Here is a 25,356-nt window from a genome sequence, read left to right as displayed (position 1 = left end):
AGGCGAACGGCGGTCGCTGAGCGTCCGACACATCGGAGACGGTCGTCCTCTAACTGCAACAGGGGTACCAATCCGCCGCTTCATCGCGCTGCCAGACCTTCCGTTCCCGGCCGTAGATGGACGGTTAGCGTGACGCCACGTGTGCAATTTGAATGTCCGCTATCGCATGCAAATGAGATGTTTGCATGATTAGCGCCACTCCGAGTATATGGGGCCAGTAACGATCCGAAGCTCAAAAAAACTTATAGCAATAATGTGTTCCATTCGTCATCGCTTACGGCGCTACACGACGAAACCAATCCCGCATTACTTGGCGGACTCGCGAGATCTCCTCGTCCGGAATAGATGACATGTGACAAATGGCATTTCGAAGATGACCGATCATTCTAGCCTCTTGAATAAGCGCTTTGTCACGTATCAGATCTTCAAAATGACTTTTCCAACAATGGTCGATTACTCGAAGGATTTGTGGGTACGTCATGAGTGCGGATTTATCCCGAGATCCGAGAGCCATCCAACTCTTCGATTCCTCGTTTTCCTCTAATTTTCCGATCTCATCTCGAACATCTTGAGGTAATTTCGGCCACCACTCGTCCGCGGCATCGTTCGAAAGAACCTCAATAGCAAATTCTCTGAGATAGTTCTCGAAGGCATAAAATAATTTATACGCTTCCGCTGCTTCGATTGCCGCGCGGACAGTTTCCGGCATAGTAGCAGCCAAATCGTGCGACGCAGAAACTCGAAGGGGTTCAGGGGGAACCAAGCCTGGTAGATTCCGCATCTCGCGAGACGCCGTTTGACCAAGCATAAGAAAGAGCGCAAGTCGTTGATCGTTCATGATTCGAAGGACCTACGAAGAGCGTTAAAAATGTTTAAATAAGTTTCTTCAGTGGCATTGGCAGGCAAGTGAATTTGAATATTGTAATGAAACTCCGGCTTTAGCCGAATTCCCGAGGTGCGCTCGACATTAACCGCAGACTCATCACCTTCCTTTACAGGGGCTTGAGTTGATTCATGTTTAATAGAGTCTTCCTCGCCAAAATCAGAAATCTTGACAAGCGAAGTATATGTTCCTTGAATCTTCGCTGTCATACCGGTATCAGAACCTGCTACCTGAGATATTAACCCTTTCAATTCTGAATTTGATAAGTCGTGAGCCTTCTCGTTTGCGGCATATAACGGCTCATACGCTCTGCGAACAGCAATCGCGATAGCCTTAGGTGCACGATTTGAATTCTTTAACTGATCATAGCTTGAGGTTGGACGTCCAGCACTATCCAAAAATCCTAATGCCTTGAGTAAGGCGATAAGTTGGCGATCGGTCGCACTTTTAAGACCGATTGTGTCTGCCAAATATCGGGTCGTGAAAGACTCGGGTTTCTTTGCTGACGCAATCCGCTGAAAGAGCTCGGCGACGTTTTTATAACTTGCAAGATAAGGAAGTTCCGCTGCCATTGTGCCCCCGACGATTTGGATTTTTGAGAAGGTGTGCCGCCATATGTTCGACGTCGCGACGCTCTAATGTGTCGGAGAAAAGTATAGCCTCGTTGAGCGACGGCTCCAACAATCAGATCGACGGAGCAGGCGGCGGCTACACATCAGAAACGATCATTGCGACGGCGTGAGCTTGACTGGCAGGTAAAGGTCGGCTTCAGTCCTGCACATTTTCCAATTCGACGTACTCAGAAGACCGTTATCGAATGTAGCGCCACAAGCCGCAATGGCCGCTAGGTTGCCTACAAAAACTGCGCGGACATCGGCAAAGCCCCAATCACCCTCCCGCCCCACCCACCCTTATCCCTTCAGCCAATCCCACCATTTACCCCCCAAGACTAAATCCGAGACAGCCCCACTCCCTTATAATCACCAAGTCGTCGGGAAACACCCAGCGATCAGGAATGACAGCCTGTTTGTTACGTCCGCACCCCGCTCAGGCGGGAGTGCGTCTATCTCTGCACGTCTATATTCAATGGGCGGGCCTTGGTAGGGGAGCCGCGAGGCTCGCCGGCTTGACGTAACACCGGTCTGTCACCCTGCCATGTGCCCGCTCACCCCTCCCCCCAAAGAAGCGTGTCCGGGCGATCCACCCCACCAACAAGGAGGTCGCACCATGACCAGGCCCGTCAAAACCCAACCGGCGTCACGTCCGCCAGTCGACGCACTCCAGTACGAAAAACTTGCCCTTTCCGCGTTCGATTTATGCGACCGGCAGCTGGGTCAACTGGACACGTTGATTACCCTTGCGTCATCGATAGTTAGAAATCCTGCGATTACCCACGACGAAAGAAAGCGTCGTCAGACGCTGCTCGAATTGCTGGTGGACACGGCCGAGCAGTATCAGCAGGATCTCGAATACGACCGCGAGTTGTTCCAGGTGATTGCACTCGACGCGAAGGGCGTCGCGCGCAGCCGCCTCACGGCGCAGCATGCGACGAACTTGCTGACTAAAGCGTCGCAGCGAGCGGAGGCGTCGATCGAAGCAACCAAAGCGTCGCCCCGCAAAAAGCCCTCCACGAAAAGCGCGATCGAGTCGCCGTCCGCAACCGTGCAACAGCCGTCCACCGCGCCGCACTAAGACCGCCCCAAGCGATCAAATCGAGCCTCGCATAACAGGCAACCGCCCGCACAAAAACAAATGGCCGCAGCATCCGCTGCGGCCATCAACCCATCAACTCATGTACTAAAACCAGCCGTCTCAAGCGCTCAAAGCAGCGCACCAAGAACAAACACGCCGCCCCAAAAAACCTCAAACAATATTCATCGCCAACGCACTCTCGCGATAATGCTGGCTCGCCTTCTCCGTATCGCCGAGCTGTTCATGCAAGCGCGCCAACGCGCGATGCGAGCGAATCTTCAGCGTCTCGTTGTCCGCGAGTTTCAGCGCGCGTTCGAGGAACGATTGCGCCTTGCCCCACAGTTGCTGATGCAGGCACAAGCGGCCCAGCGCGAACATCAGGTCCGCATCTTCCGGACGATCCTTCTGCCACGCTTCGGCCTTCTGAATCAGCGGCAACGCGTCGCCGCCCGCCGTATCCGGATAGCGGCGCAGCAAACGCGCGTCCCAGTTTTGCGCCAGCGCTTCCTCGACGATCTTGCGCGCTTCCTGCGGACGGTTCAGCGCCACCAGCAACTCGGCGGCGAGATCCGCGAGACGCGGCGAATGGCGTTCGGTGGCCGACAGCGAATTCCACAACTCCAGCAGCGCGTCGGCATTGTGGCGCCGGTCACGCAACAGGTTTTCCGCCGCGATCTGACGCAAGCGCACCGCCACGGCCGGATGAATCGCTTCGCGTTTTTCCAGCGTCTTAACGAGCTTGAGCACCTCGCCCCAGTTCTTCAACTGCTGTTGCGCGCGCAACGTGATCTGCTGCGCGTGAATCCGCCGCGCGCCCTGCGACTGCATTTCGGTCAGCGCGGTCAGCGCGCCGTCCGCGTCGCGGCCATCCGCGCGCATGTCGGCGGTGGCCATCAGGCGAGCGTCCTGCCAGTCGGCTTCGTTGATCTGCGCGAGCCATTCGTCGCGCCGCGCATATTCATGCATGCGATGCGCGGCAGTGGCCGCGATCAAACCGGCCGCGCCCTTGTTGTCGCCATTCGCGAGCGCGTCTTTGGCCGCCTTTTCAGCGCGCGAAAAACGCCCGGCATACAGGTTGCCGATCGCATCACGCAGCGCGGCATGCGCTTTCGCGACGCGCGAACGCGCGCGATACGCGGCCACACGTTGCGGCATGCGCCAGATATTGCGGAAGATGCGCAGCAGCGCATACAGCAGGATAAACAGCACGACCAGTCCGACCACGAACAGATTCAACGACATGTCCACACGGTACGGCGGATAGATCAGCAGCACCTGCCCCATATCGAAGCGTCCCACCACCGCCAGCACCACGGCAATGGCGAACAGCAATGCAAGCCATAGAAGTCCCCGGATCGCCATGATTAACCTCGGCTCCGGTATTGATTGACGGCCTGCAAACTGGTGCTCAGATTCGGCAGTTCAACCGCGGCCGAGCCCGCCTGCACCTGCTTGACGAGATCGCTCACGGTCTGGGTTTTCTTCGACGAATTGTCGAAGTAGCGCGTCAGCGCATTCTGCGCCGCGAGCAGGTCGGATTTCAGCGTAGTCTCGTTACGCGAGAGCAAGGCAAGACGCGCCGACAGCAAGCGCAGCTTGAGATTCTCGCGCACGAAGTAGCCCTGATCGGGCGTGACCAGCATCGCGTCGGCATTGTCGATACGGCGCACCTGCACGAGGCTCGTCAACTGCTGGCCGATGCCGGTGCTCACCTCGCGCCACCACACCTTCCAGCGCGGCTCGCCGGTGGCCGCGGCCACCTTGGCCGTATCGGCCCACGTTGCAGCTTGCGGCGTGGCATGGGGGATCGGTGCTTCGCCGGAGAGCGGCAGGTCGTCCACGTGGTCGATCGCGTTGTCGAGCTTGATGGCCAGACCCGTGAGGTCGGTGGACGGCGCGGCCTTCAGCTTGTCGATGTCCTGCGCGATCGCCTTGCGCACGGCGACCGCTTGCGGGCTGTCCGACGCGGCGAGTCGCGTGTCGGCGCTTTGCAGCGCGAACAGCGCGAGCTGCGTGTTGCCGGTGAGCTGCAACTGCTGGCTGGCGGCCGAGAGCATCTGGCCGACTTCGGCGAGCGTCCAGTCGTCGCGATTGCGCGCGAGATCCGCGTACTGTTGTTGCAGCGCCTGCTGCGCGCTTTGCGCATCGGCGAGCTTGCCTTCCAGTTGCGCGACCTGCGAGTCCGATTGATGCACGGTGGCGAGCGCCTGGTCCGTCTTGATGCGCAGTTCGTTGGTCTGCGTGTCGTTGGCCTGCTGGCGCTGCACGAGTTGCTGCTCGGTGCGCTCCACCTTGCGATTGAGCGCATAGCCGCCCACGCCCGCGGCACAAGCAATGATCACGACGACAAACCACAGCAGCGGTCCGCTCGCGCTAGAACGCTTTTGCGCTTCGTAGGGCGTGAAGGGTGGATTCGGCGGCAACGCAGTGGTCGCGGCAGGCTGGGGTGAAGCGTTCGTGGATGCGTTCGTTTCAGTCATGCGTGATTTAGCCGGTGAATGAGCCGGGTTGGACGGTACCGGTTGAACTACGGTCGGGACGGCGGCAAGCAGGGTGCGGACAATGCGCTCATCGCCCGCGCCGGACACCGTAATGCTATCAAAACCCAATGCCCGCGCGGTCTGCGCAATTCGCGGATGCGGCGTGACAAGCGTGGCGCGTTTGAGCTGCACGATTTCGTCGACGGTGAGGTGGTCTTGCGCCAGTTCGTGCAGATTGCGCACGCCTTCGGAACTGGTGAGCAGCCACGCGTGCGGTTCGCCCGCGAGCAGTTCGTGCACGCGCGCCCAGCCGCCTATCGACGGTTCCGGCACGAGGCGCCGGTACGCCGCGACGGTCTCGACTTCGGCGCCGGCTTCACGCAGACGCTCGGCGAGCCATTCGCGGCCGCCGTCGCCGCGCACGATCAGCACGCGCTTGCCTTCCAGGTTCGTCGCGCCGAGCGCCATGTCGATCGCCGCGAAGAGGCCTTCTGAATCGAAACGCGCGGCTTCTTCATCCGCGCCGGAGGGCGGGCTGATCACGTTGTACGCCGGCGCGCTCACGCCGTGGCGAGCCAGCGCCTGCACGCTGCCGGGACCGACCACGCCGATCGGCAGCGCATGCGGCCAGATCGTGTCGCTGTGGGCGAAGGCATGATCGACGGCATTCGGCGACACGAATACGACGAGCGCATAGCGTTCGAGCGAACTCAACGCCGCGCGCAATGGCGCCTCGTCCGTGACGGGTGCGACGTCGATCAATGGAAAGTCGAGCGTGGCGAGGCCGACTTCGGCGAGCCGTGCGATCAGTTCGTTCGACTGACCGGCCGGTCGTGTAATCACGACCGTGAACGCCGCCTTGTCGACGGCTGGGGATGCGTTGCCGGGAGTATCGGCCGCCATCACTCGCCGGTCACCGCGCTGTCCGCCGCAGCGGCGCCGCCGGCGGTGCCGAGTGCGCGAACGATGTCCATCGCGCCTTGCTGCGCGAGCGCGTCCGCGACTTCCTGGCCGAGCGCGAGCGCATGCTCGACGGTAGGCGCGGGCGCCGACGCGTGCGCGCTCAACACGCGCTGGCCGTCCGGCGTCGCGACGATGCCGCGCAGATGCAGCGCGCCGTCGTGCCAGGTGGCATACGCGGCGAGCGGCACTTCGCAACTGCCGCCGAGCGCGCGCGAGACCATGCGCTCTGCTTCGACGGCAGCGGCCGTATGTTCGTGATGCAGCGGCGCGAGCCATGCCGCGAGGTCCGCACGGTCGGCGCGAATCTCGATGCCGAGCGCGCCCTGCCCCGCTGCGGGCAAGCTGTCTTCAGGATCGAGCAACGCGCGAATGCGCTCGCCCAGACCCAGACGCTTGAGACCGGCCGCCGCCAGAATGATCGCCGCGTAATCGCCGCGATCGAGTTTGGCGAGGCGCGTGTCCAGATTGCCGCGCAAAGGCCGCACTACGAGATGCGGATAGCGCATGCGCAGCATGGCTTCGCGACGCAGGCTGGAGGTGCCGACCACGGCGCCTTCCGGCAACGCGGCAAGCGAGTCGTACGTGTTGGAGACCAGCGCGTCGCGCGGATCTTCGCGCTCCATGATGGTGGACAACGCGAAGCCCTCGGGCAATGCCATCGGCACGTCCTTGAGCGAATGCACGGCGAGGTCGGCGCGGCCGTCGGCCAACGCGGCTTCCAGTTCCTTGACGAAGAGGCCCTTACCACCAACCTTCGACAAAGTGCGATCGAGAATTTGATCGCCACGTGTTGTCATTCCGAGGATTTTTACGTCACAAGATGGATATAATTTGTGCAGCGCACATCGCACATGCTCCGCTTGCCACATGGCCAGGCGGCTCTCTCGCGACGCAATCACAAGCGTGTGGGGTGGCGTGGAAAACGTCTCGGTGTTCATTAGCTTGCTGATCGAGTGACGGGATGTAATAACAATCAATGTTAGCACGCGCTCTCGCGTCTCAAGACGCAGTGGAGCGCCGTGCTGAAGCGGTATCGATCGAGGAGACGGGCTTCGCGCGGCGCGCGCCGGCCCAGACCCCGCCTGTTCAAGCACGGTCGTTCGCGCACCGTGCTCCGGCATGCGGGATGATGCAATGCGGCGCAACGTGCCGCAAGCGCTTCACATGCGCGTCGTGCAAACGCTCGGCAGTATGAAGGCGCGCAGTTCCTCTCAGGCGTATCGCCATCGGCGCAGACCGCTTCTTGCAGTTCACTTGCTGTTCACGTTGCAGTTCATAGTGCAGTTCCGCAGTAGCAGTTCATCACTCAACAGACCCTGGCTTCCCTGAGGAAACCCATCGTGACGTCTTCCGGACCGGCGCGCCCTGCCCGCCGCAACACTGCATCGCCCAACGCTCGAGCGGCCGACGCCGCCGCGGCGCCCACCGCTTCTGCCGCTTCTGCCGCCGCTTCTGCTACCGCCAGTCAGCCCGCATCGGCCAAACGCGCCGGCAAAGCCGCGCAGGCTGCCAACGCCGCCAAAGCCGGCAAGCCCGCCAAAACGTCCACGCCCGTCAAGTCGGACAAGGCTGTGAAGGCTGTCAAGACGGATAAGACGGCGAACAAGACAACGCAGGCCGCATCCAAGGCCCCGGCGCAGAAATCGGCTAAGGCCGGCTCCACGAAGGTCAAGATCGTCGCCGCACCGAAGACCGATAAGGCCGAGAAAGCCGCGCAAGCGCCCACGCTGCAAGCCGTGACGGAGCAGACCGCCGCGCCTGCGTCGAAAGGCAATGGCCGCACGCGCGAGGACAAGGACCATCCGCTGTTCCAGGACATCCGTTATCTGGGACGCCTGCTCGGCGACGTGCTGCGCGAGCAGGAAGGCGACGCGGTGTTCGACGTCGTCGAAACGATCCGTCAGACGGCCGTGCGCTTTCGCCGCGAAGACGACAGCGCCGCCGCGCAGACGCTCGACAAGAAGCTGCGCTCGCTGAGCCCGGAACAGACGGTCAGCGTGGTGCGCGCCTTCAGCTATTTCTCGCATCTCGCGAACATTGCCGAAGACCGCCACCGCAATCGCCGTCACCGGATTCACGAGCTGGCCGGCTCGACCTCGCAACCGGGCACGATTGCCCACTCGCTCGAGCGCCTCGTCGAAGCGGGCGCGGCCGCCACGCCGGTCCTGCAAGAGTTCTTCAACAACGCGCTGATCGTGCCGGTGCTCACCGCGCACCCGACCGAAGTGCAACGCAAGAGCATTCTCGACGCGCAGCACGATGTCGCGCGCCTGCTCGCCGAACGCGACCAGCAACTGACCGACCGCGAACGCGCGCACAACGAAGCGATGCTGCGTGCGCGCGTCACGTCGCTGTGGCAAACGCGCATGCTGCGCGATTCGCGTCTCTCCGTGGCCGACGAAATCGAAAACGCGCTGTCGTACTACCGCGCCACCTTCCTCGAAGAAATCCCGGCGCTCTACGCCGATATCGAAGAAGCGCTCGCCGAGCACGGCCTCGAAGCGCGCCTGCCGCCGTTCTTCCAGATGGGCAGCTGGATCGGCGGCGACCGCGACGGCAATCCGAACGTCACGGCCGAAACGCTCGAGAACGCGATCACCCGCCAGGCCGCGGTGATCTTCGAGCACTACATGGAACAGGTGCACAAGCTCGGCGCCGAGTTGTCGGTGTCGAACCTGCTGGCCGGCGCCAGCGACGCCCTGAAGGAACTCGCGGAGATCTCGCCCGACCAGTCGCCGCATCGCACGGACGAGCCGTATCGCCGCGCGTTGATCGGCATGTACACGCGGCTGGCGGCAAGCGCGCGCGTGCGTCTCGGCGAAGGCAGCGTGCCGGTGCGCAGCGCGGGCCGCGGCGCGGCGCCGATTCGCGCCAAGCCTTACGCGGACTCGTCCGAATTCGTGCGCGACCTGCACGTGCTAATCGATTCGCTCGCCGAGCATCACGGTGCGCCGCTCGCCGCCCCGCGTCTGTCGCCGCTCGCGCGCGCCGCCGAAGTGTTCGGCTTCCATCTGGCGAGCATCGACTTGCGTCAGAGCTCCGACGTTCACGAAGCGGTGATTACCGAGCTGCTGCGTCGCGCGGGCGTCGAAGAAAACTACGCGGGGCTCTCCGAAGCGGACAAGCTCACCGTGCTGCTGTCGGAGCTGGCGCAGCCGCGTCCGTTGCGTCTGCCATTCGCGGAGTACTCGGACCTCGTGAAGAGCGAGCTCGGCGTGCTCGAAGAAGCCCGCCGCACGCGCGAGAAATTCGGTGCGCGCGCGGTGCGCAACTACATCATTTCGCACACGGAGACGGTGAGCGATCTGGTGGAAGTGATGCTGCTGCAAAAGGAAACCGGCCTGCTGCGCGGTTGCCTCGGCAACGCGAACGATCCGGCTCAGGCGGCCCTGATGGTGATCCCGCTGTTCGAGACGATCCCCGACTTGCGTAACGCGCCTCACATCATGCGCGATCTGATCGCGCTGCCGGGCGTCGATGCTCTGATCGAACATCAGGGCAACGAGCAGGAAGTGATGCTCGGCTACTCGGACAGCAACAAGGACGGCGGCTTCCTCACGTCGAACTGGGAGTTGTACCGCGCCGAACTCGCGCTGGTATCGCTCTTCAACGAACGCGGCGTGACACTGCGTCTGTTCCATGGACGCGGAGGCACCGTCGGCCGTGGCGGCGGCCCGACCTATCAGGCGATTCTGTCGCAGCCGCCGGGCACCGTGGACGGTCAGATCCGTTTGACCGAGCAAGGCGAAGTGATCGCCAGCAAGTTCGGCAACCCGGAGATCGGCCGCCGCAATCTGGAGACGGTGGTCGCCGCGACGCTCGAAGCGTCATTGCTGCCGCACGGCATCGCGCCGGCGCAACTGCCCGCATTCGAAGAAACGATGCAGCAGTTGTCCGATACGGCGATGGCTTCGTATCGCGCGCTGGTCTATGAAACGCCCGGCTTCAAGGAGTATTTCTTCGAGTCGACGCCGATTGCCGAGATTGCCGAATTGAATATCGGCAGCCGTCCCGCTTCGCGCAAACTGCAGGATCCGAAGCAACGCAAAATCGAAGATCTGCGCGCGATTCCGTGGGGTTTCTCGTGGGGTCAATGCCGTTTGCTGCTGACCGGCTGGTACGGATTCGGCAGCGCGGTGGCCGCGTATCTGGACGGCGCGCCGAGCGACGCCGAACGCACGCGCCGTCTCTCGCTGCTGCGAAAAATGCACAAGACGTGGCCGTTCTTCTCGACTCTGCTGTCGAACATGGACATGGTGCTGGCGAAGACCGACCTCGCGGTCGCCTCGCGCTACGCCGCGCTCGTGTCCGACAAGAAGCTGCGCAAGCATGTGTTCGAGCGGATCGTCGCGGAATGGGAGCGTACGTCGAAGGTGTTGTCGGAGATCACGGGCAAGAGCGAACGGCTTGCCGAGAACCCGCTGCTCGCGCGTTCGATCAAGAACCGCTTCCCGTATCTCGATCCGCTGAATCACTTGCAGGTTGAGTTGCTCAAGCGTCACCGCGGGGGCGACACCAATGCCCGCGTAAGGCGCGGGATTCATTTGAGCATCAACGGGATTGCGGCGGGCTTGCGTAATACGGGCTAAGCGCGCAGGCCGCTAAGGGCAGGCAACTGAGTGCACACATTGGGGCGCGCCTGGTTGACTGCCACATTGGGCTAACTGCAGAAGCCGGGCGCGACGAATAACGTCGCGCCCGGCTTTTTTCATTGCGCCTCGATCATCAACGCGTCGAGCTTGAACGAGCCGTCTTCCTGCACGTCGAAATATTGACGGACTTCATCCGGTGCGGACGCCCACATCGAGCGAATCGCCACCACGCGCGGCTCCGGCGTGCGCATGCGCGCCACCCACGAACTGAACTCGATATCGATGCGCCAACGTTCGCGAATCGATGCTTGAAGACCCGCCGCGGCAAATAACGCGAGCCATTCGTCGGCACGGTAATCGCGGATATGCGACGCATCGCGCAGCAACTCGATCGCCTGAATATGCGTGTCGAGCAGCGGATGATCGCTGCCGGCGATATCGATGAACAGCACCTTGCCGCCCGGCTTCAGCACGCGACGCACTTCGGCGAGCGCGAGCGGCACGTCGTGCCAGTGATGCGCGCTCATCCGGCTGATCACCCAGTCGAACGAATGATCGGCGAACGGCAGCACCTCGGCCGCGCCCTGCTGCGTGCGGATATTGTCGAGGCCGCGCTCTTTCGCGGCGCCCTCCACCGTCGCCAGCATTGGCGGCGCGATGTCGTACGCGACCACCGCTTTCGCGTGCGGCGCGACCGCGAAACTCGCGTGGCCCGCGCCGCAGCCCATGTCGAGCACCGTCGCATCCGGCGTCGCCGCGATCGCTTCGGCCAGCGTCCGCAGATCGGCGCCGGTGGCATGAGTCGGGCTCGTCAGATAAGCGGCGGCGGTCGAGCCGAAGGCGTCGGCGACCTGATCGTGATGCTTCATGGAAGGCTCCGGTTAGGGGTGTCGGGTAGCGCCGGCAGGCGTCGTGCCGTTCCAGCCGCTACATCGCTACAATAGAGCCCGTCGTGTACCAGTACAAGTTAAGCAATTATTCTGGTATCTCTATTACCTCCCTGCGCTTCGCCGACCCAACACCAACCGCCCGCTCAGAATGACCACGCCGTCTTCCGCCGACCACCCGCCACCGCTCGACGCCACGCCGGCCCGCGCGCTCGGCGACTTCATCCGCGCGCACCGTGAGCGGCTTTCGCCGCAAGCGGTCGGCCTGCCGCCCGGTCCGCGCCGCCGCACGCCCGGACTGCGGCGCGAGGAAGTCGCGCAACTGTGCGGCGTGAGTCCCACCTGGTACACGTGGATCGAACAGGGGCGCCCGGTTTCCGCTTCTGCCGAGGCGCTCGCGCGCATCGCGGTGGCCTTGCAACTGTCGCGCGCGGAGCGGGCCTATCTGTTCGAACTGGCCGCCCAGCGCGACCCGGCGGAGCCCGATCCGGCCGCCGCCGACGCCCCCGCCACCCTGCTGGAAACCGTGCAACTCGTGAACGCGCCGGCCTACGTGCTCGACCGCCAGTGGAATGCGCTTGCGTGGAATGCGCGCGCCGCCGACCTGTTCGTGGGCTGGCTGGATGGCGCGCACGACCGCAATCTGCTGCGCTACACGTTCACCGAACCGGCCGCGCGCGAGCTGATCGTCGATTGGGAAACGCGTGCGCGGCGGCTCGCCGCAGAATTTCGCGCCGACTCGATCCGCCATCTGAACGACGCGCCCACGCGCGGGCTGATCGATTCGCTCACTGCCGCGAGCGACGCGTTCGCGCGCTTCTGGGCGTCGCAGGACGTGGGCGGCCGTGAAGGCGGGAGGCGCGAGTTCAACCATCCGCGCGAGGGCCGCATCGTGTATGACCAGATCACGTTCAAGCCGGCGCATCGGGAGGATTTGAAGCTGGTGGTGCTGGTGCGTGAGTAGGCGATGAACTGGCTTGACGCCCCGCCGGTGTTAAAATCCCTGTCTTTCTCCGCTTCGGCGGCTGCTTTGCACGGTACGTGCATGCGCGCCGTCAGCCTCCTCACCGCTCGCTCAACTGCCGCTTAACTGCCCAACACCATGACGTCCCAACTGTACAAAAAAGGCGAAGCCTGGTCGGCTCGCTTCTCGGAGCCGATGTCGGAGCTCGTCAAACGCTACACGTCGTCGGTTTTCTTCGACAAGCGTCTGGCGCTCGTCGATATCGAAGGGTCGCTCGCGCACGCCTCGATGCTGGCCGCGCAGAAGATCATCGCCGCCGACGACCTCGCCGCGATCCAACGCGGCATGGCGCAGATCAAGGGTGAAATCGAGCGAGGCGAGTTCGAGTGGCAACTCGATCTGGAAGACGTGCACCTGAATATCGAAGCACGCCTGACCGCGCTGATCGGCGACGCCGGCAAGCGTCTGCACACCGGCCGCTCGCGTAACGACCAGGTCGCGACGGATATCCGCCTGTGGCTGCGCGGCGAGATCGACCGGATCGGCGGCTTGCTGACCGAATTGCGCACGGCCCTGCTCGACATGGCGGAGAAGAACGCGTCGACCATCATGCCGGGCTTCACTCACCTGCAAGTGGCGCAGCCGGTCACGTTCGGCCACCACCTGCTCGCCTACGTCGAAATGTTTTCGCGCGACGCCGAGCGCATGATCGACTGCCGCAAGCGCGTGAACCGTCTGCCGCTCGGCGCGGCGGCGCTCGCCGGCACCAGCTATCCGATCGACCGTCACGCGGTGGCGAAGACGCTGGGCTTCGACGGCATCTGCGCGAACTCGCTGGACGCGGTGTCCGACCGCGACTTCGCGATCGAATTCACGGCGGCGTCGGCGCTCGTCATGACGCACATCTCGCGCTTCTCCGAAGAACTCGTGCTGTGGATGAGCCCGCGCGTCGGCTTCATCGATCTGGCCGACCGCTTCTGCACCGGTTCGTCGATCATGCCGCAGAAGAAGAACCCGGACGTGCCCGAACTCGCGCGCGGCAAGACCGGCCGTGTGAACGGCCATCTGATCGCGCTGCTCACGCTGATGAAAGGCCAGCCGCTCGCGTACAACAAGGACAATCAGGAAGACAAGGAGCCGCTGTTCGATACCGTCGATACGGTTGCGGATACGCTGCGCATCTTCGCTGAAATGGTCGCCGGTATTTCGGTGAAGCCGCAAGCCATGCGCGACGCTGCGCTGCAAGGCTTCTCGACGGCAACCGATCTGGCCGACTATCTGGTCAAGCGCGGCCTGCCGTTCCGCGACGCGCACGAAGCGGTGGCGCTCGCCGTGCGCGTGTGCGCGGATCGCGGCTGCGACCTGGCGGATCTGACGCTCGAGGAAATGCGTAAGGAACTGCCGAACGTCGCACATCTGATCGGCGAAGACGTGTTCTCGTATCTGACGCTGGAAGGGTCGGTGGCGAGCCGCAATCATCCGGGTGGCACGGCGCCGGAGCAGGTGCTCGCAGCGGTGAAGGCGGCGCGTGAAGCGTTGAAGTAAGGGAGGCGCGCGGCATGCGGTGAGCCGGCGACATGTGCTCATTACTTGCCGCGCACCTTCTTGCGTAGGGCTTGCGGCTTGCAAACAGAAAGGCGAACTCGTTATCGGGTTCGCCTTTTGTTTTTCCGCTGCGCACAAGAAAAAGCCCGCGCGAAGCGGGCTAAATGAAAGACTTCCACCGATGCCTCTCGAAAGAGGCCATCGAAGTGTAGGCGTGTTTTCGCCGCGCACCAATCCGCTCATATTTCAGGCTATTACAGGGGCTCGGCCACGAACACCGGGCGAACGCCAATTGCTTCCTGGCGTATTTTGACTACCATCAAGTTAGACCCTGCCCCATGTTTTCTCCAACGACGATGCTCACCCGCACACGTCACCTTCGCCGCCTCACTGCACGCCGTGCTTCAGGCTTCAGCGCCTGGCAGGCGCCTATGCGCGGCATGCTGTTCGCCGCAGCGCTGGGCATCGCGCTGGCCGGCTGCACCGTCACGCCGCCGCCGCGCCCGGTCGTCTCGACACCCGCGGCCGCCATCAACAGCGCGACGCTGGACCAATATCGCGATGCCGTGGCCAGACGCATCATCGAACGCAATCCGTCTTATGTGCTGCGCGGCACGCCGCAAGCCATGCTGCGCTCGCTCGTCGTGGTCTCGTTCACGGTGGACCGCAACGGGCACGTAGTGCAGTCGTCGGTGTACCGCACCAATGGCGACGACGAAGCCGAGAGCACCGCGCTCGCCACCTTGCGCCGCGCCGCGCCGCTGCCGCAACCGCCCGGCAAATTGCTGAACGGCCGCGGCCAGCTCGAGCTTTTCGAAGACTGGCTGTTCAACGACGACGGCAAATTCCAGCTCCGCGAACTCGCTTCGCCGCAAGCGCTAACCATCGATTGAACGCGCTTAACCTCTCGCAACGCACGCGGCCAAACCGCAGCCGCCTTGCTGCGCCGCCGCCGCGCTCGCTATAATTTTCCGATTCCCTGCGCCGGAGCCTTCCGGCACGGCTCACGCCGCCCGCTCACCCGCCGGCGCGGCAAGAGTCCGATTGCGGCCGCCGCCCGCGCCATCCGCGAGCGCCGCCTGCTTGATGCACGACGCGCGCCCCGTGATCCCACATAGTCAGTGCGTTGCGCCGCACCGGCCGCCTCGGCTTGCTGGCCGCCCACATCCCGCCTGGTTATTCCCCTGGTGTGGCCGCGTTCGCGGGCTGACTTTGCCGGTTGCCGTTGTAAGCTGTCGCTTAGTCGCCCGCACCCCACGTGGCCGCCCACCGGCCGCGCGAGGAGCAAGCGCGAACCCAAACAAAGATGCCGCCACTCGCGCACCGCCCGCTCACGCACCGGGGCGCTTCACGGCATCACGACATATGGAGACCCTGCATGTCCACATCGCCGATTTCCGCGGCCCAGCCCAACGCGGCCGGGCAGAACAAGAGTTCGCGGATCATCTTCGCGAGCTTTATCGGCACCGCGATCGAGTTCTACGATTTCTACGTCTATGCGACCGCCGCGGCGCTCGTCATCGGACCGGTTTTTTTCCCGCATGGCTCGGCGACGGCTCAGGCCTTGTCGGCCTTCGTCACGTTCGGCATCGCCTTCGTGGCGCGGCCGATCGGCTCGTTCCTGTTCGGTCACTTCGGCGACCGCATCGGCCGTAAGTCGACGCTCGTCGCGTCGCTGCTGGTGATGGGCGTATCCACCACGCTGATCGGCTTCGTGCCGGGCTACGATTCGATCGGCAGCCTCGCGCCGATCCTGTTGTGCATCTTGCGTTTCGGCCAAGGCATCGGCCTGGGCGGCGAATGGGGCGGCGCGGCGCTGCTCGCCACCGAGAACGCCCCGGCCGGCAAACGCGGCTGGTTCGGCATGTTCCCGCAGCTCGGGCCGTCGATCGGTTTTCTGGCATCCAACGGCCTGTTCTTCGCGCTGGCGCTTTCGTTGAGCGACGAGCAATTTCGCAGCTGGGGCTGGCGCGTGCCGTTCCTCGTAAGCGCCGTGCTGGTCGCGCTCGGCCTGTACGTGCGGCTGAAAATCGCCGAGACCCCGGCATTCCAGGCGGCGATTGAGCGCCAGGAACGCGTCAAGGTGCCGATCGCCACACTGCTGTCGCAACACTGGGTGCCGACTCTGCTCGGCGCGCTGGCGATGGTGGTCTGCTACACCCTCTTCTATAACGCCACCACGTTCTCGCTGTCGTACGGCGTCTCCGTGCTGCATATTCCGCGGCCGACATTCCTCGGCCTGCTGTGCATAGCCGTGGTGTTCATGGCGCTCGCCACGCCGCTGTCGGCCTGGGCCGCCGACCGCTATGGACGCAAGCCGGTGCTGATCGTCGGCATCATCGCGGCGATCCTGTCGGGCTTCACGATGGCGCCGCTGCTCGGCAGCGGACAGACGTCGCTCGTGCTGCTGTTCCTCGTCATCGAACTGTTCCTGATGGGCGTGACCTTCGCGCCGATGGGCGCGCTGCTGCCGGAGCTGTTCCCGACCAACGTGCGCTATACCGGCGCGGGCGTGTCGTACAACCTCGGCGGGATTCTTGGCGCGTCCGTGGCGCCGTATATCGCGCAAATGCTCGCCGCGCGCGGCGGGCTGCCATGGGTCGGGGCGTATGTGTCGATCGCAGCGGCGGTCAGCATGATCGGCGTGCTGTGCATGCGTGAAACGCGCGATACACGCTTGATGTAACGACAGGCGCCGCCTTGGCGCCCGCTTCTCCCCGCGATGCCGCTGCAGAGTGCAATTCTCGCGCTGCTGCGGCGGCATCCACCGCCCCCGCTTCACACCCGCCGCTTACCGAGCATTCCTGAGTAAATTCCCTGCCTTGCGCGTCTTTTTGACATGCCTATACTCGACTCGAATAACCCTATGGCGAGCAGGGAGGCACGCATGAACATTCATCTTCACAACGCGGATATCGTGATGATCATTGCGCTGGCGCTGCTAGGTTCATTGTTGCTTGCATTGCGCTTTCGTCCTGCGACATGGAAGGGCATTGTCGTCGAAGCGTTGGCGGCGAATGCCGCGGCCATCGCCGCGGTCGTCGCGTTCGAAATGCTGCTGGCCTGACAAGCGCTGAGGGCCGCAGCGCCATGACGCGCCGCGGCCCTCAGCGGGAAACCTTATCGGTAGTAGTAGCCGCCGTGATGGTAGTAGCCACCACCACCGCCGTAGTAGCCGGGTGCGGGTGCGACGATGCAGCCACCGAGTGCCGTTGCGAGCAGCGTGCCTGCGATCAGGCTCAAGACTAAACGTTTCATTTTGTTCTCCATCGAGTCAGATTCATTCGAGCCGAAACCCCGAATGACTCGATTGGACACGACGGCGCCTCGCGCAAGCGTTGCCATTTGTAAGGGAAGATCACGAAGGTGTTACATGATCGTCGCCTGCAACACACTGCGTTCCGTGTGGGCTCCAGACGAATTCACATCAGAGGAAAACACCGCCTATACTGGTTTGAATGTGTCGGGGCGGCGCGGCCCTTGCTGGCAGCGCATACGCAATGCAAACTGCAAACGCCACCCGGCTTGCGGCGAAACGAATGCACAGCGGTAACGCCTTCGCACGACGCGCGAATTAGCTGCGTAGGCAATTAGGCACTCAACGAAAAGCGACACATTTAACAGGCGTGTAATGCGCGGCGTCTGTTGCGACGATTCCTCTCCGCCCGCTGTTCCCCGACGCGGGCGTTTTTTGGAGGCGTTACGAGGCAGCGCTCATTGGTTTGGGCACTGTAAGTCACGCCTCTTTTCTTTTCGAGCAAACGATTGCGTGAGAAAAAACCGCGCACGCTGCGCTCAGGCAGCGGTCGAGCCGTGCTGCACGGCCACGTCATGCGGCTCGGTATGCACGTAGTCGATCGCTTCGAGCGCGTCGCTGATGGACGGCACTGACTTGCCGTCGCCGATCGAAATGGAGCGGAACGGCGATTCGATGCCGTAGTGCGCGGGCGGGGTCGCCACGAAGATCATCACCGTGCGCTTCTGCAGCGCATGCGCGAGATGCACGAAGCCGGTGTCGGTGCCGATCACGAGGGCGCACGCGTCGATCATCTGCGCGATTTCGGTGACGCTCATTTTGGGCAGCACGGTCGCGCCCGGCAATTGCGACGCGATCTGCTCCGCTTCGAGCCGCTCGCCTTCCGAACCCCACGGCAACACCAGTTGAAAACCGCGTTGCGTCAACTCGCGGCCGATCGCCACCCAATGACTCACCGGCCATTTCTTGTCGTCTTTCGAGGTAGCGTGAAAGAATGCCGCGACCGGCTTACCGGTCGATACGAACGGCAGCTTCCCAGCCTCCGGCAAACGCAGCTTGAACACCGCCGGCCCTTCTATCTGATAGCCGAGCGCCTCACCCGCGTTGATCCGCATGCCATGCCACGCGTTGCACTTCGGACGCCGGCCAAAGCGCCCGGTATAAGCGAACGCGGCGCCGCGCTCTCCCAGGTCCGGTGCCTGATAGCCGATGCGCCGCGACGAGCGTGCCAGAAACGCGATGATCGCGCTCTTGTACACGCCCTGAATGTCGATGATGAAATCGTAGCGATACGCGCGCAATTCGGCGATGGACGCCCAGATCGATTTGAAATCGGCCCAACGGCGCGCTTTCTTGAAGCGGCGCAACGGCGCGCACAGCACGCGGTCCACGTTCTCGCTCCAGTGCACCACTTCGGCGAATGCTTCGTCGGCGGCCCAATCCACCTGAACGCCGGGAAACGCGCGTTTGATATCGGCGACGACGGGCAGAGCCTGCACGATATCGCCGAGTGAAGTGACCTTGACGATAAGGACGCGCTTCATTGAAGACCTGTGAGTTGTTCGAACATCAAGACATTTTAGCCGACGGAAGGGACAACCTTTACCGAACCGCGCAGCGGACACGTCGGTCATTAATACGGGTGGCTACGTAGGGACCATACACGCAGCCTTTTACACCATTTCAAAATACTTTCACACCGATTTATGGGCCTTGCGCGCCTTATACTGGCCCCTTTGCGCCAGCACTCGCTCATGTCCGTGCCACTTCCGCTTCGCTCGTCCAACATCGTTCGCCGCGCACGACGACTCTGGCGCCAATACGGCGTCTTCTGGCTCGGCGCGATCGCGGTCGGCCTCGTCGCCGTGCTGTACGCGAGGTTGATCGACTGGGGTTACGGTGAATTCCGCTCCCTTCAACACGAGCATGTGTGGGCGCCCCTGATCGTCACCCCCGCTGTCGGCGCGCTGGCCGTCTGGCTCACACGCAAATTTTTCCGCGGTGCCGAAGGCAGCGGCATTCCGCAGGTCATCGCCATCCTTCACTCGAAACCCGGCGAATACGGCGCGCGGCTGCTGTCGTTTCCGATTCTGTTCGGCAAGATCGCCGTGTCGTTTCTGGCGATTCTCGGCGGCTTCACGATTGGCCGCGAAGGTCCGACCGTGCAGGTCGGAGCCGCGCTGATGTTCAATCTGCGGCGGCTCTATCCGCGCTCGAATGCGTTGATCGAACGGCAACTGGTGCTGGCTGGCGCGGCGGCGGGCTTGTCCGCCGCGTTCAACACGCCGCTCGCCGGGATCGTCTTCGCGATCGAGGAATTGACGCGCAGTTTCGAGGCCCGCACGAGTGGCGTGCTGATTACCGCGATCATCATCGCCGGCGTGATCGCGCTCGGGCTCAACGGCAATTACACCTATTTCGGCACCATTCAGATCGGCGCGCACTTCCCCGATCTGATGGCGCTTGCCGTGCTGCTCACGGCGGTCGTCACCGGCCTCGCGGGAGGCGCGTTCGGCTGGCTGCTGCTGAACACCGCGCGCTGGATTCCGGCGCCGCTGCGTCAGTTGCATGGTGAGCGGCCGGTTGCGTTCGCCGCGCTGTGCGGGTTGGTCATCGCGGCCATCGGTCTGATGTCGGGCGGCACGACTTTCGGCAGCGGTTACGCGGAAGCGCGCGGCTTGCTCGACGGGCACACGCAGTTGTCGGTGTTCTATCCGTTCATGAAGATGATCTCGATGGTCAGCTCATACCTGCCGGGCATTCCGGGCGGCATTTTCGCGCCGTCGCTGTCGATCGGCGCGGGCTTCGGCAATCTGCTGCACGGGGTGTTCGGCTCGATGGATTTACCCATGCTGATCGCGCTCGGCATGGTCGGCTATCTGGCCGCCGTCACGCAATCGCCGATCACCTCGTTCGTGATCGTGATGGAGATGATCAACGGCCATGCGCTGGTGATCTCGCTGATGGCCACTGCGCTGATTTCGAGCCGCGTGTCGCGGGTGTTCGCGCCGCCGTTGTATGAGTCGCTGGCGGCGCGTTATATGGCGCCGCTGCCGCAGCCGGCGCCCGTATCGGTGCCGGAAGTGCCTGAAGTCGGAACGCCTGAAGTGGAAGCGACTGAAGTCAAAGCATCCGGAGCCGAAGCACCCGAAGTCAAAGCACCCGAAGGCGAAGCGCCCGAAGCCAATTCGCCCGAAGTCGTAGCACCCGAAGGCGAAGCACCCGAAGCCCTTGCGCCCGGCTCGAGCAACGCGGAAGTCGACGAAGACCCTCGCACCGAAGGCAAGGGCAACACCGCACCGCGTCAGTAGACAACAACACCCGGCGCGTGCACATACAACGGCCGGCCCGGCACGACGACACAGCCGGCCAGCATGACCGCCAGAACGGCTATCAGAAGCAGATTCTTTTTCATCACAAGGGTTTCCTGAAGCGCGCGGGCTGCCGCTACGCCGAGTGCGTACACGGCGCCTGCGTCGTCGAGATGGAAGGAGTGGCGCGCGGCATCTGGCGTGCCGCGACGCGCGTGGTTCAAGCCCGTGGCGTTATGCCCAGTGGCCTTCGACCCAGTGGTAGTTAGGACCGTGCGCGACCCAGTGGCCCGGCACCCAGTGATAGCCTACGCGCTCAGCTTGCCAGTGGCCGCCAATCCACACATAGCGGCCATGGTCCCAGCGCCAATGGCCGCGATCCCACACATAGCCGACGCGCGGCGCCGGCGCCGCTTCGTAGCGCACCGGCGGCGGCGCGGACGGCGCGATCACGACGACTTCCGCGGCCGATGCCGAGGCCACGGAGGCCGCGCCGGCAGCGATCAACACGGTGTTGGCGAGCAGCAAACGAAAGGTCTTGTTCATGTTGTCCCTCTGTAGGTGAACACCGAAAGCGGCGTTACCGGTTTAATGCGTGAGGGGACGCAGCGGCTGACTGTGGGCGTGTAACGCCGCACGCTGAAGTGCAACGGATTATTTCGGCACGCCACGGCCAACGCGCGTGGCGACGCGTGGGCATGGACGCATGACCACCGAGCCAGCGGGAACCACAAAGAGGAACGACACAGCGGCGCGAGCCGGCGCGCTCGCGCGCCACCGCGCGTTACGTCATCCAGACGCAACGCAACGAAGCGCGCAGCGCGTCACATGAAACCGGCTGCGGGAAGAGACAGGCCTTGAACAATCAGGCCTGCGGTATTTCGATCTTGACCTCGAGCACTTCGAGATCGTCCTGGCGTTCGAGGCTCACGCGAATATCGTCATTGGAAATCTTCACGTACTTCGAGATCACGGCCACCAGTTCGCGTTGCAACGCAGGCAGGTAATCGGCAGGCGCATGGCCGCCGGCGCGCTCATGCGCGATGATCAACTGCAGGCGTTCCTTCGCTACCGACGCGGACTTCTTCTTCTCGCCCAGCAAAAACGAAAGAATCGACATTACGTGCGCTCCCCTTACTTGGTGCCGAAGAGGCGCTGCAGCAGCCCGGGCTTCTGGTAGTCGGTAAAGCGAAGCGATTTCTGCTCGCCGAGGAAACGCGACACGACGTCTTTATAGGCTTCGGCCACGTCGGTGCCGTCCAGGTGCACCGCCGGCAAGCCCTGGTTCGATGCGTGCAGCACCGCTTCCGATTCCGGAATCACGCCGATCAGGTCGATGCGCAGAATTTCCTGGATGTCGGTGAGCGACAGCATTTCGCCTTCGCTGACGCGCTTCGGGTTATAGCGGGTGATCAGCAGGTGTTCCTTGATCGGCTCCTTGCCTTCGATCGCGCGCTTGGTCTTCGACGACAGAATGCCGAGAATGCGGTCCGAGTCGCGCACCGACGACACTTCCGGATTCGTCACGATCAGCGCTTCGTCAGCGAAATGCATGGCGAGCAGCGCGCCCGATTCGATACCGGCCGGCGAATCGCAAACAATGAATTCAAAGTCCATCGCGATCAGGTCGTTGATGACCTTCTCGACGCCTTCCATGGTCAGCGCGTCCTTGTCACGCGTCTGCGAGGCCGGCAGGATAAAGAGGTTCTCGCACTTCTTGTCCTTGATGAGCGCCTGGTTCAGGTTCGCTTCACCCTGGATCACGTTGATCAGGTCATACACCACGCGGCGTTCACAACCCATGATGAGGTCGAGGTTACGCAGGCCGACGTCGAAGTCGATCACGGCGGTTTTGCTGCCGCGCAGAGCGAGGGCTGATGCAAAACTCGCGCTCGTGGTCGTCTTGCCCACGCCACCCTTGCCCGAAGTCACCACAATGATTTTTGCCATTACCCTTACCTTGTGTTCGTCAAATTCATCAATTATGTGCGGCCATATTTGCCGTGAAACGCCGCGTGCCGCAATGGATCGAGGCAGCGCGCTTCACGTCGATTACGTGAGCCGCAGCGGTTCGATCATCAATTTCTCTTCTTCGAGCCAGATCTGCACCGGCTTGCCGAGCACGTCGGCCGGCAGTGGGTTCTCAGTCGTTCGATAGATGCCCGCGATCGAGATGAGTTCCGGTTCGAGACACGTGCAGAAAATGCGCGCGTCGTGATTGCCCTGCACGCCGGCCAGTGCCCGGCCGCGCAACGGCGCGTAAATATGGATGTTGCCTTCCGCGATCACTTCCGCGCCGTAGCTCACAAGACCGAGCACGACCAGGTCGCCCTTGGCGTAAATGCGTTGACCGGAGCGCAGCGGCTTGTCCACCACCATGGTTTGCGACGAAGTGGCCAGACGCACCGGTTCAGCGGCGGGAGCCGGATCGACGGCGGCGGCCGTGGCCGGCGTGCCGCTTTCCGGCGTGAGCGCGGCGGCTTCGAACAGGTCCGACGGCGGCGTGGCGGTTGCGGCGGTAACAGCCGGCGCCGCAGCGGCGGCGTTGTCTTCGTCAGCGGATTTAGCGGCGGCGCCGCGGCGGTCGCGTGCTTCGAGCAGCGGCAACGCGGATTCCGCTGCCCAGGCCTGCTGCGCGTTGGCGACCACGCCGACCGGCCGCATGCGCACGCTGTCGAGCAGTTGCGCGATGTCGGCGAGCGGCACGCGTTCGTTCTCGGCAAGGCGCCGCACGTCGATCGCGACGACGTCGTTAGCGAAAAATTCAGGGGTCGCCTCGAAGCGCCGGGTCAATTCGGCACGCATGGCGTCGAGGTCGGTTGTCTTGACCACGAACAGGAGCGTGTCGACAGAGCCGCTGCGAAGTTCGAAAAAGGGCGATTTCTTGGGCGACATAGCGTTCGGCAAAAATTTTTGCGTATTTTACAGGCGTCGACGCGCGCGGCCAGCTTTTTTGCCAGGAGAGCGGACCGACGCGATGAGGATGCGGCCATGGGCAGCCCATCCGGTAGAGCCGCCACGGCTTTGCAGTGGGCAACGAGGTGGCCGCTGGGGTGGCCAACGAGGTGGACAACGACGTGGCCCGTGAAGAGGTCACCGAGGTGGGCAACGAGGTGACCCGTGAAAGGGTCAACACGGCGACCACGCAGACCGCGCTTCACCCCGATGACCCGGCGACGCTCGCTCAGAAGACACGAATGGGAATCGAGCGGCAGGCTGACGCGCCGCTCGCGGGATCACTGCTGAAACACCTGTGAGGTGGTCGGCACGTGGCGCACCAGCAGACTCTCAGCCTGATCCGGCGCACGTGCCACACGCCGGTGCTCGCCGGTCGGACCGAAGCCGAGCGCCTCGTAGAAGCGCATGGCATTGCGATTGGCGTCGGCGACCCACGCGTAGATTTCGGTAGCGCCTTCATTCGCGAGCCACACGGCGGCCGAATCGACCAGCAACTCGCCGCCACGCAAATGACGCACGGCCGGCGCCACCCATAACTCGCAGACGAACGCGCGGCGCGCCGCGGTGTCGTCGAAATGCGCTTCGATCAGTCCGGCCGGATGGCCCTCGGTGTAAAGAATGAAAGTGGTGACGGCAAAGGAAACCGCATGATCCGCGGCGGTGGTGTCGAAGCTGGCGGCGTCGGCCGACAACGCGTCCTCGAGCGTGGCGCCGAAGGCATACGGTGCCTCTCGCAGCGACGCGGTACGGAGTTCGCGGAAAACGGCGCCCTGATCAGCGGCGATACGGCGAACGGTCAATGACGGACTCATGCAGACGAAAACCCCTTGAAACCCTAAGGCGTAGCTTTAACCGAACCGGCGCGAGAGTCAAATCATTCTTTACCGGATTGTGGGGAGCACGCACGGAGCCCTGGACAAACTCCGCAGCATTTCGCGCGCCCGCCTCGGCCTCGCGGCCAGAGGTGGCACGACCTTCACACGCTCACGGCGCTTCGTAGCTGCCGGTGCCGTCCGGCCACGGCGTCAGCAGTTCGTAGCCCTCTTCGGTCACGGCGATCATGTGTTCCCATTGCGCCGACAGCGAACGGTCTTTGGTGACCACGGTCCAGCCGTCGCGCTGCACGGCCGTGCCGGCGCGGCCGGCGTTGATCATCGGCTCGATCGTGAAGACCATGCCGGGCTTCAAACGCACGCCCTGCCCCGGCTGGCCGTAATGCAGCACCTGCGGATCTTCGTGGTAGACCTTGCCGATACCGTGCCCGCAGTAGTCGCGCACGATCGAGAAGCCGTCGCGCTGCGCGATCTTCTGAATCGCATGGCCCACGTCGCCGAGCGTCGCGCCCGGCTTCACTTCGCGGATGCCGGCGAGCATCGCTTCATAGGTCGTGTCGATCAACTGGCGCGCCACCGTGCTCGGCTGGCCCACGCAATACATGCGGCTCGTGTCGCCGAAGTAGCCGTCCTTGATGATCGCGACGTCGATATTGATGATGTCGCCGTCTTTCAGGATCTCGCCGCGATTCGGAATGCCGTGGCACACCACCGAGTTCACCGAGGTGCAAACGGTCTTGGGAAATCCCAAATAGCCGACATTTGCCGGAATCGACTTTTGCGTATTGACAATGTAGTCGTTGCACAGTGCGTCCAGTTCGTCAGTGGAGGCACCGGCCTTGACGTGCTCGCCGATCATTGCCAGTACGTCGGCCGCGAGGCGGCCGGAAATGCGCAGCTTGGCGATGTCGTCGGGAGTCTTGTAGGTAATGGCCATGAATTCGGTCGATATGGGTCGAATGGGAGGTCGATGTTCAATCGATCGGCCAATT

General features: G+C 63.1%; 24 protein-coding genes. 9 read left to right on the top strand and 15 right to left on the bottom strand.

Annotation, left to right across the window (positions count from 1 at the left end):
• Window positions 1–274 precede the first annotated feature (274 nt).
• Window positions 275–838 (bottom strand): Swt1 family HEPN domain-containing protein, encoded by a 564-nt coding sequence (locus tag P0D68_RS06255; protein WP_408297444.1) that lies wholly within the window; start codon window positions 836–838, stop codon window positions 275–277.
• Window positions 835–1,455: a DUF5343 domain-containing protein gene (locus P0D68_RS06250; protein ID WP_408297446.1), complete on the bottom strand. Its 621-nt coding sequence runs from the start codon at window positions 1,453–1,455 to the stop codon at window positions 835–837. Before P0D68_RS06250 ends, P0D68_RS06255 begins: the two co-directional genes overlap by 4 nt.
• Before the next feature lie 655 nt (window positions 1,456–2,110).
• On the opposite strand from P0D68_RS06250, the gene P0D68_RS06245 reads away from it, so the two are divergent.
• A complete protein-coding gene (locus P0D68_RS06245) occupies window positions 2,111–2,575 on the top strand; it encodes a hypothetical protein (RefSeq protein WP_408297448.1) in 465 nt (154 codons plus the stop codon).
• A gap of 171 nt (window positions 2,576–2,746) precedes the next feature.
• On the opposite strand, the gene P0D68_RS06240 is transcribed toward P0D68_RS06245, so the two are convergent.
• The 3 genes from P0D68_RS06240 to hemC are packed head-to-tail and all read right to left on the bottom strand — an operon-like array spanning window position 2,747 to window position 6,956.
• On the bottom strand, window positions 2,747–3,937 hold the full coding sequence (locus P0D68_RS06240) for a heme biosynthesis protein HemY (protein ID WP_091796275.1): 1,191 nt from the start codon (window positions 3,935–3,937) through the stop codon (window positions 2,747–2,749).
• A gap of 2 nt (window positions 3,938–3,939) precedes the next feature.
• On the bottom strand, window positions 3,940–5,958 hold the full coding sequence (gene hemDX, locus P0D68_RS06235) for a fused uroporphyrinogen-III synthase HemD/membrane protein HemX (RefSeq protein WP_408297450.1): 2,019 nt from the start codon (window positions 5,956–5,958) through the stop codon (window positions 3,940–3,942).
• On the bottom strand, window positions 5,958–6,956 hold the full coding sequence (gene hemC, locus P0D68_RS06230) for a hydroxymethylbilane synthase (RefSeq protein ID WP_408297452.1): 999 nt from the start codon (window positions 6,954–6,956) through the stop codon (window positions 5,958–5,960). The genes hemDX and hemC overlap by 1 nt, the downstream gene beginning before the upstream one ends.
• Before the next feature lie 402 nt (window positions 6,957–7,358).
• Between hemC and ppc the strand changes: the two genes are divergently transcribed.
• Window positions 7,359–10,607, top strand: a complete 3,249-nt coding sequence (gene ppc, locus P0D68_RS06225) for a phosphoenolpyruvate carboxylase (RefSeq protein ID WP_408297454.1) — start codon at window positions 7,359–7,361, stop codon at window positions 10,605–10,607.
• Between the two features lie 119 nt (window positions 10,608–10,726).
• Here ppc and P0D68_RS06220 read toward each other — a convergent pair whose 3' ends face one another.
• Window positions 10,727–11,479: a class I SAM-dependent methyltransferase gene (locus tag P0D68_RS06220; RefSeq protein ID WP_408187219.1), complete on the bottom strand. Its 753-nt coding sequence runs from the start codon at window positions 11,477–11,479 to the stop codon at window positions 10,727–10,729.
• 169 nt (window positions 11,480–11,648) lie between these two features.
• Here P0D68_RS06220 and P0D68_RS06215 point away from each other — a divergent pair, with 169 nt between their 5' ends.
• The 5 genes from P0D68_RS06215 (at window position 11,649) to P0D68_RS06195 (ending at window position 17,073) form a co-directional block, all read left to right on the top strand.
• Window positions 11,649–12,461, top strand: a complete 813-nt coding sequence (locus tag P0D68_RS06215) for a helix-turn-helix transcriptional regulator (RefSeq protein ID WP_091796285.1) — start codon at window positions 11,649–11,651, stop codon at window positions 12,459–12,461.
• 138 nt (window positions 12,462–12,599) lie between these two features.
• Window positions 12,600–14,006 (top strand): argininosuccinate lyase, encoded by a 1,407-nt coding sequence (argH, locus tag P0D68_RS06210; RefSeq protein ID WP_408297457.1) that lies wholly within the window; start codon window positions 12,600–12,602, stop codon window positions 14,004–14,006.
• Window positions 14,007–14,437: 431 nt separating this feature from the next.
• Window positions 14,438–14,899 (top strand): energy transducer TonB family protein, encoded by a 462-nt coding sequence (locus P0D68_RS06205; protein ID WP_408297504.1) that lies wholly within the window; start codon window positions 14,438–14,440, stop codon window positions 14,897–14,899.
• A gap of 485 nt (window positions 14,900–15,384) precedes the next feature.
• Window positions 15,385–16,692: an MFS transporter gene (locus P0D68_RS06200; RefSeq protein WP_091796293.1), complete on the top strand. Its 1,308-nt coding sequence runs from the start codon at window positions 15,385–15,387 to the stop codon at window positions 16,690–16,692.
• A gap of 201 nt (window positions 16,693–16,893) precedes the next feature.
• Window positions 16,894–17,073, top strand: coding sequence for a hypothetical protein (locus P0D68_RS06195; protein ID WP_091796295.1), 180 nt, complete (start codon window positions 16,894–16,896; stop codon window positions 17,071–17,073).
• Between the two features lie 53 nt (window positions 17,074–17,126).
• Here P0D68_RS06195 and P0D68_RS06190 read toward each other — a convergent pair whose 3' ends face one another.
• Complete coding sequence (locus P0D68_RS06190; RefSeq protein WP_177205004.1) at window positions 17,127–17,264, bottom strand: hypothetical protein; 138 nt, start codon at window positions 17,262–17,264, stop codon at window positions 17,127–17,129.
• Between the two features lie 537 nt (window positions 17,265–17,801).
• Window positions 17,802–18,806: a lipopolysaccharide heptosyltransferase I gene (waaC, locus tag P0D68_RS06185; protein ID WP_408297460.1), complete on the bottom strand. Its 1,005-nt coding sequence runs from the start codon at window positions 18,804–18,806 to the stop codon at window positions 17,802–17,804.
• 210 nt (window positions 18,807–19,016) lie between these two features.
• Here waaC and P0D68_RS06180 point away from each other — a divergent pair, with 210 nt between their 5' ends.
• Window positions 19,017–20,573: a chloride channel protein gene (locus tag P0D68_RS06180; protein ID WP_408297462.1), complete on the top strand. Its 1,557-nt coding sequence runs from the start codon at window positions 19,017–19,019 to the stop codon at window positions 20,571–20,573.
• Here the strand turns inward: P0D68_RS06180 and P0D68_RS06175 are convergent.
• The 5 genes from P0D68_RS06175 to minC form a co-directional block, all read right to left on the bottom strand.
• The gene (locus P0D68_RS06175) at window positions 20,567–20,797 is read right to left on the bottom strand and encodes a hypothetical protein (RefSeq protein ID WP_408187215.1); all 231 of its coding nucleotides are present in this window, start codon (window positions 20,795–20,797) and stop codon (window positions 20,567–20,569) included. The two genes, P0D68_RS06180 and P0D68_RS06175, sit on opposite strands and share 7 nt — an antisense overlap.
• 10 nt (window positions 20,798–20,807) lie before the next feature.
• Window positions 20,808–21,119, bottom strand: coding sequence for a YXWGXW repeat-containing protein (locus tag P0D68_RS06170; protein WP_091796302.1), 312 nt, complete (start codon window positions 21,117–21,119; stop codon window positions 20,808–20,810).
• 319 nt (window positions 21,120–21,438) lie between these two features.
• Window positions 21,439–21,693, bottom strand: coding sequence for a cell division topological specificity factor MinE (minE, locus tag P0D68_RS06165; RefSeq protein ID WP_091796304.1), 255 nt, complete (start codon window positions 21,691–21,693; stop codon window positions 21,439–21,441).
• Between the two features lie 14 nt (window positions 21,694–21,707).
• Window positions 21,708–22,523, bottom strand: a complete 816-nt coding sequence (minD, locus tag P0D68_RS06160; RefSeq protein ID WP_006048490.1) for a septum site-determining protein MinD — start codon at window positions 22,521–22,523, stop codon at window positions 21,708–21,710.
• 102 nt (window positions 22,524–22,625) lie between these two features.
• Complete coding sequence (minC, locus tag P0D68_RS06155) at window positions 22,626–23,468, bottom strand: septum site-determining protein MinC (protein ID WP_408187214.1); 843 nt, start codon at window positions 23,466–23,468, stop codon at window positions 22,626–22,628.
• A 134-nt stretch (window positions 23,469–23,602) separates the two neighbouring features.
• On the opposite strand from minC, the gene P0D68_RS06150 reads away from it, so the two are divergent.
• The gene (locus P0D68_RS06150; protein WP_408297464.1) at window positions 23,603–23,830 is read left to right on the top strand and encodes a hypothetical protein; all 228 of its coding nucleotides are present in this window, start codon (window positions 23,603–23,605) and stop codon (window positions 23,828–23,830) included.
• On the opposite strand, the gene P0D68_RS06145 is transcribed toward P0D68_RS06150, so the two are convergent.
• Window positions 23,810–24,343 carry a GNAT family N-acetyltransferase gene (locus tag P0D68_RS06145; RefSeq protein WP_408297466.1) on the bottom strand — a complete coding sequence of 178 codons (534 nt, stop codon included), beginning with the start codon at window positions 24,341–24,343 and terminating at the stop codon, window positions 23,810–23,812. The two genes, P0D68_RS06150 and P0D68_RS06145, sit on opposite strands and share 21 nt — an antisense overlap.
• Window positions 24,344–24,515: 172 nt before the next feature.
• Complete coding sequence (map, locus tag P0D68_RS06140; protein ID WP_408297468.1) at window positions 24,516–25,301, bottom strand: type I methionyl aminopeptidase; 786 nt, start codon at window positions 25,299–25,301, stop codon at window positions 24,516–24,518.
• Between the last annotated feature and the right edge of the window lie 55 nt (window positions 25,302–25,356).

Origin of the sequence: Paraburkholderia sp. RL17-380-BIE-A (assembly GCF_046028085.1) — a bacterium.
GTDB lineage: Bacteria > Pseudomonadota > Gammaproteobacteria > Burkholderiales > Burkholderiaceae > Paraburkholderia.
The sequence above is the reverse complement of the archived record's forward strand: the minus strand, read 5'-3'. Positions and strand labels throughout refer to the sequence as shown.

What these genes read in the sequence shown, in the direction of transcription:
- argH (WP_408297457.1), top strand. Translation starts at nt 12,600, where the DNA reads ATGACGTCCCAACTGTACAAAAAAGGCGAAGCCTGGTCGGCTCGCTTC.
- P0D68_RS06190 (WP_177205004.1), bottom strand. Translation starts at nt 17,264, where the DNA reads ATGAAACGTTTAGTCTTGAGCCTGATCGCAGGCACGCTGCTCGCAACG.
- P0D68_RS06195 (WP_091796295.1), top strand. Translation starts at nt 16,894, where the DNA reads ATGAACATTCATCTTCACAACGCGGATATCGTGATGATCATTGCGCTG.
- P0D68_RS06255 (WP_408297444.1), bottom strand. Translation starts at nt 838, where the DNA reads ATGAACGATCAACGACTTGCGCTCTTTCTTATGCTTGGTCAAACGGCG.
- P0D68_RS06170 (WP_091796302.1), bottom strand. Translation starts at nt 21,119, where the DNA reads ATGAACAAGACCTTTCGTTTGCTGCTCGCCAACACCGTGTTGATCGCT.
- P0D68_RS06145 (WP_408297466.1), bottom strand. Translation starts at nt 24,343, where the DNA reads ATGAGTCCGTCATTGACCGTTCGCCGTATCGCCGCTGATCAGGGCGCC.
- P0D68_RS06250 (WP_408297446.1), bottom strand. Translation starts at nt 1,455, where the DNA reads ATGGCAGCGGAACTTCCTTATCTTGCAAGTTATAAAAACGTCGCCGAG.
- P0D68_RS06220 (WP_408187219.1), bottom strand. Translation starts at nt 11,479, where the DNA reads ATGAAGCATCACGATCAGGTCGCCGACGCCTTCGGCTCGACCGCCGCC.
- minD (WP_006048490.1), bottom strand. Translation starts at nt 22,523, where the DNA reads ATGGCAAAAATCATTGTGGTGACTTCGGGCAAGGGTGGCGTGGGCAAG.
- P0D68_RS06200 (WP_091796293.1), top strand. Translation starts at nt 15,385, where the DNA reads ATGTCCACATCGCCGATTTCCGCGGCCCAGCCCAACGCGGCCGGGCAG.
- P0D68_RS06180 (WP_408297462.1), top strand. Translation starts at nt 19,017, where the DNA reads ATGTCCGTGCCACTTCCGCTTCGCTCGTCCAACATCGTTCGCCGCGCA.
- map (WP_408297468.1), bottom strand. Translation starts at nt 25,301, where the DNA reads ATGGCCATTACCTACAAGACTCCCGACGACATCGCCAAGCTGCGCATT.
- P0D68_RS06215 (WP_091796285.1), top strand. Translation starts at nt 11,649, where the DNA reads ATGACCACGCCGTCTTCCGCCGACCACCCGCCACCGCTCGACGCCACG.
- minE (WP_091796304.1), bottom strand. Translation starts at nt 21,693, where the DNA reads ATGTCGATTCTTTCGTTTTTGCTGGGCGAGAAGAAGAAGTCCGCGTCG.
- P0D68_RS06245 (WP_408297448.1), top strand. Translation starts at nt 2,111, where the DNA reads ATGACCAGGCCCGTCAAAACCCAACCGGCGTCACGTCCGCCAGTCGAC.
- hemC (WP_408297452.1), bottom strand. Translation starts at nt 6,956, where the DNA reads ATGAACACCGAGACGTTTTCCACGCCACCCCACACGCTTGTGATTGCG.
- waaC (WP_408297460.1), bottom strand. Translation starts at nt 18,806, where the DNA reads ATGAAGCGCGTCCTTATCGTCAAGGTCACTTCACTCGGCGATATCGTG.
- hemDX (WP_408297450.1), bottom strand. Translation starts at nt 5,958, where the DNA reads ATGGCGGCCGATACTCCCGGCAACGCATCCCCAGCCGTCGACAAGGCG.
- P0D68_RS06205 (WP_408297504.1), top strand. Translation starts at nt 14,438, where the DNA reads ATGCGCGGCATGCTGTTCGCCGCAGCGCTGGGCATCGCGCTGGCCGGC.
- P0D68_RS06240 (WP_091796275.1), bottom strand. Translation starts at nt 3,937, where the DNA reads ATGGCGATCCGGGGACTTCTATGGCTTGCATTGCTGTTCGCCATTGCC.
- minC (WP_408187214.1), bottom strand. Translation starts at nt 23,468, where the DNA reads ATGTCGCCCAAGAAATCGCCCTTTTTCGAACTTCGCAGCGGCTCTGTC.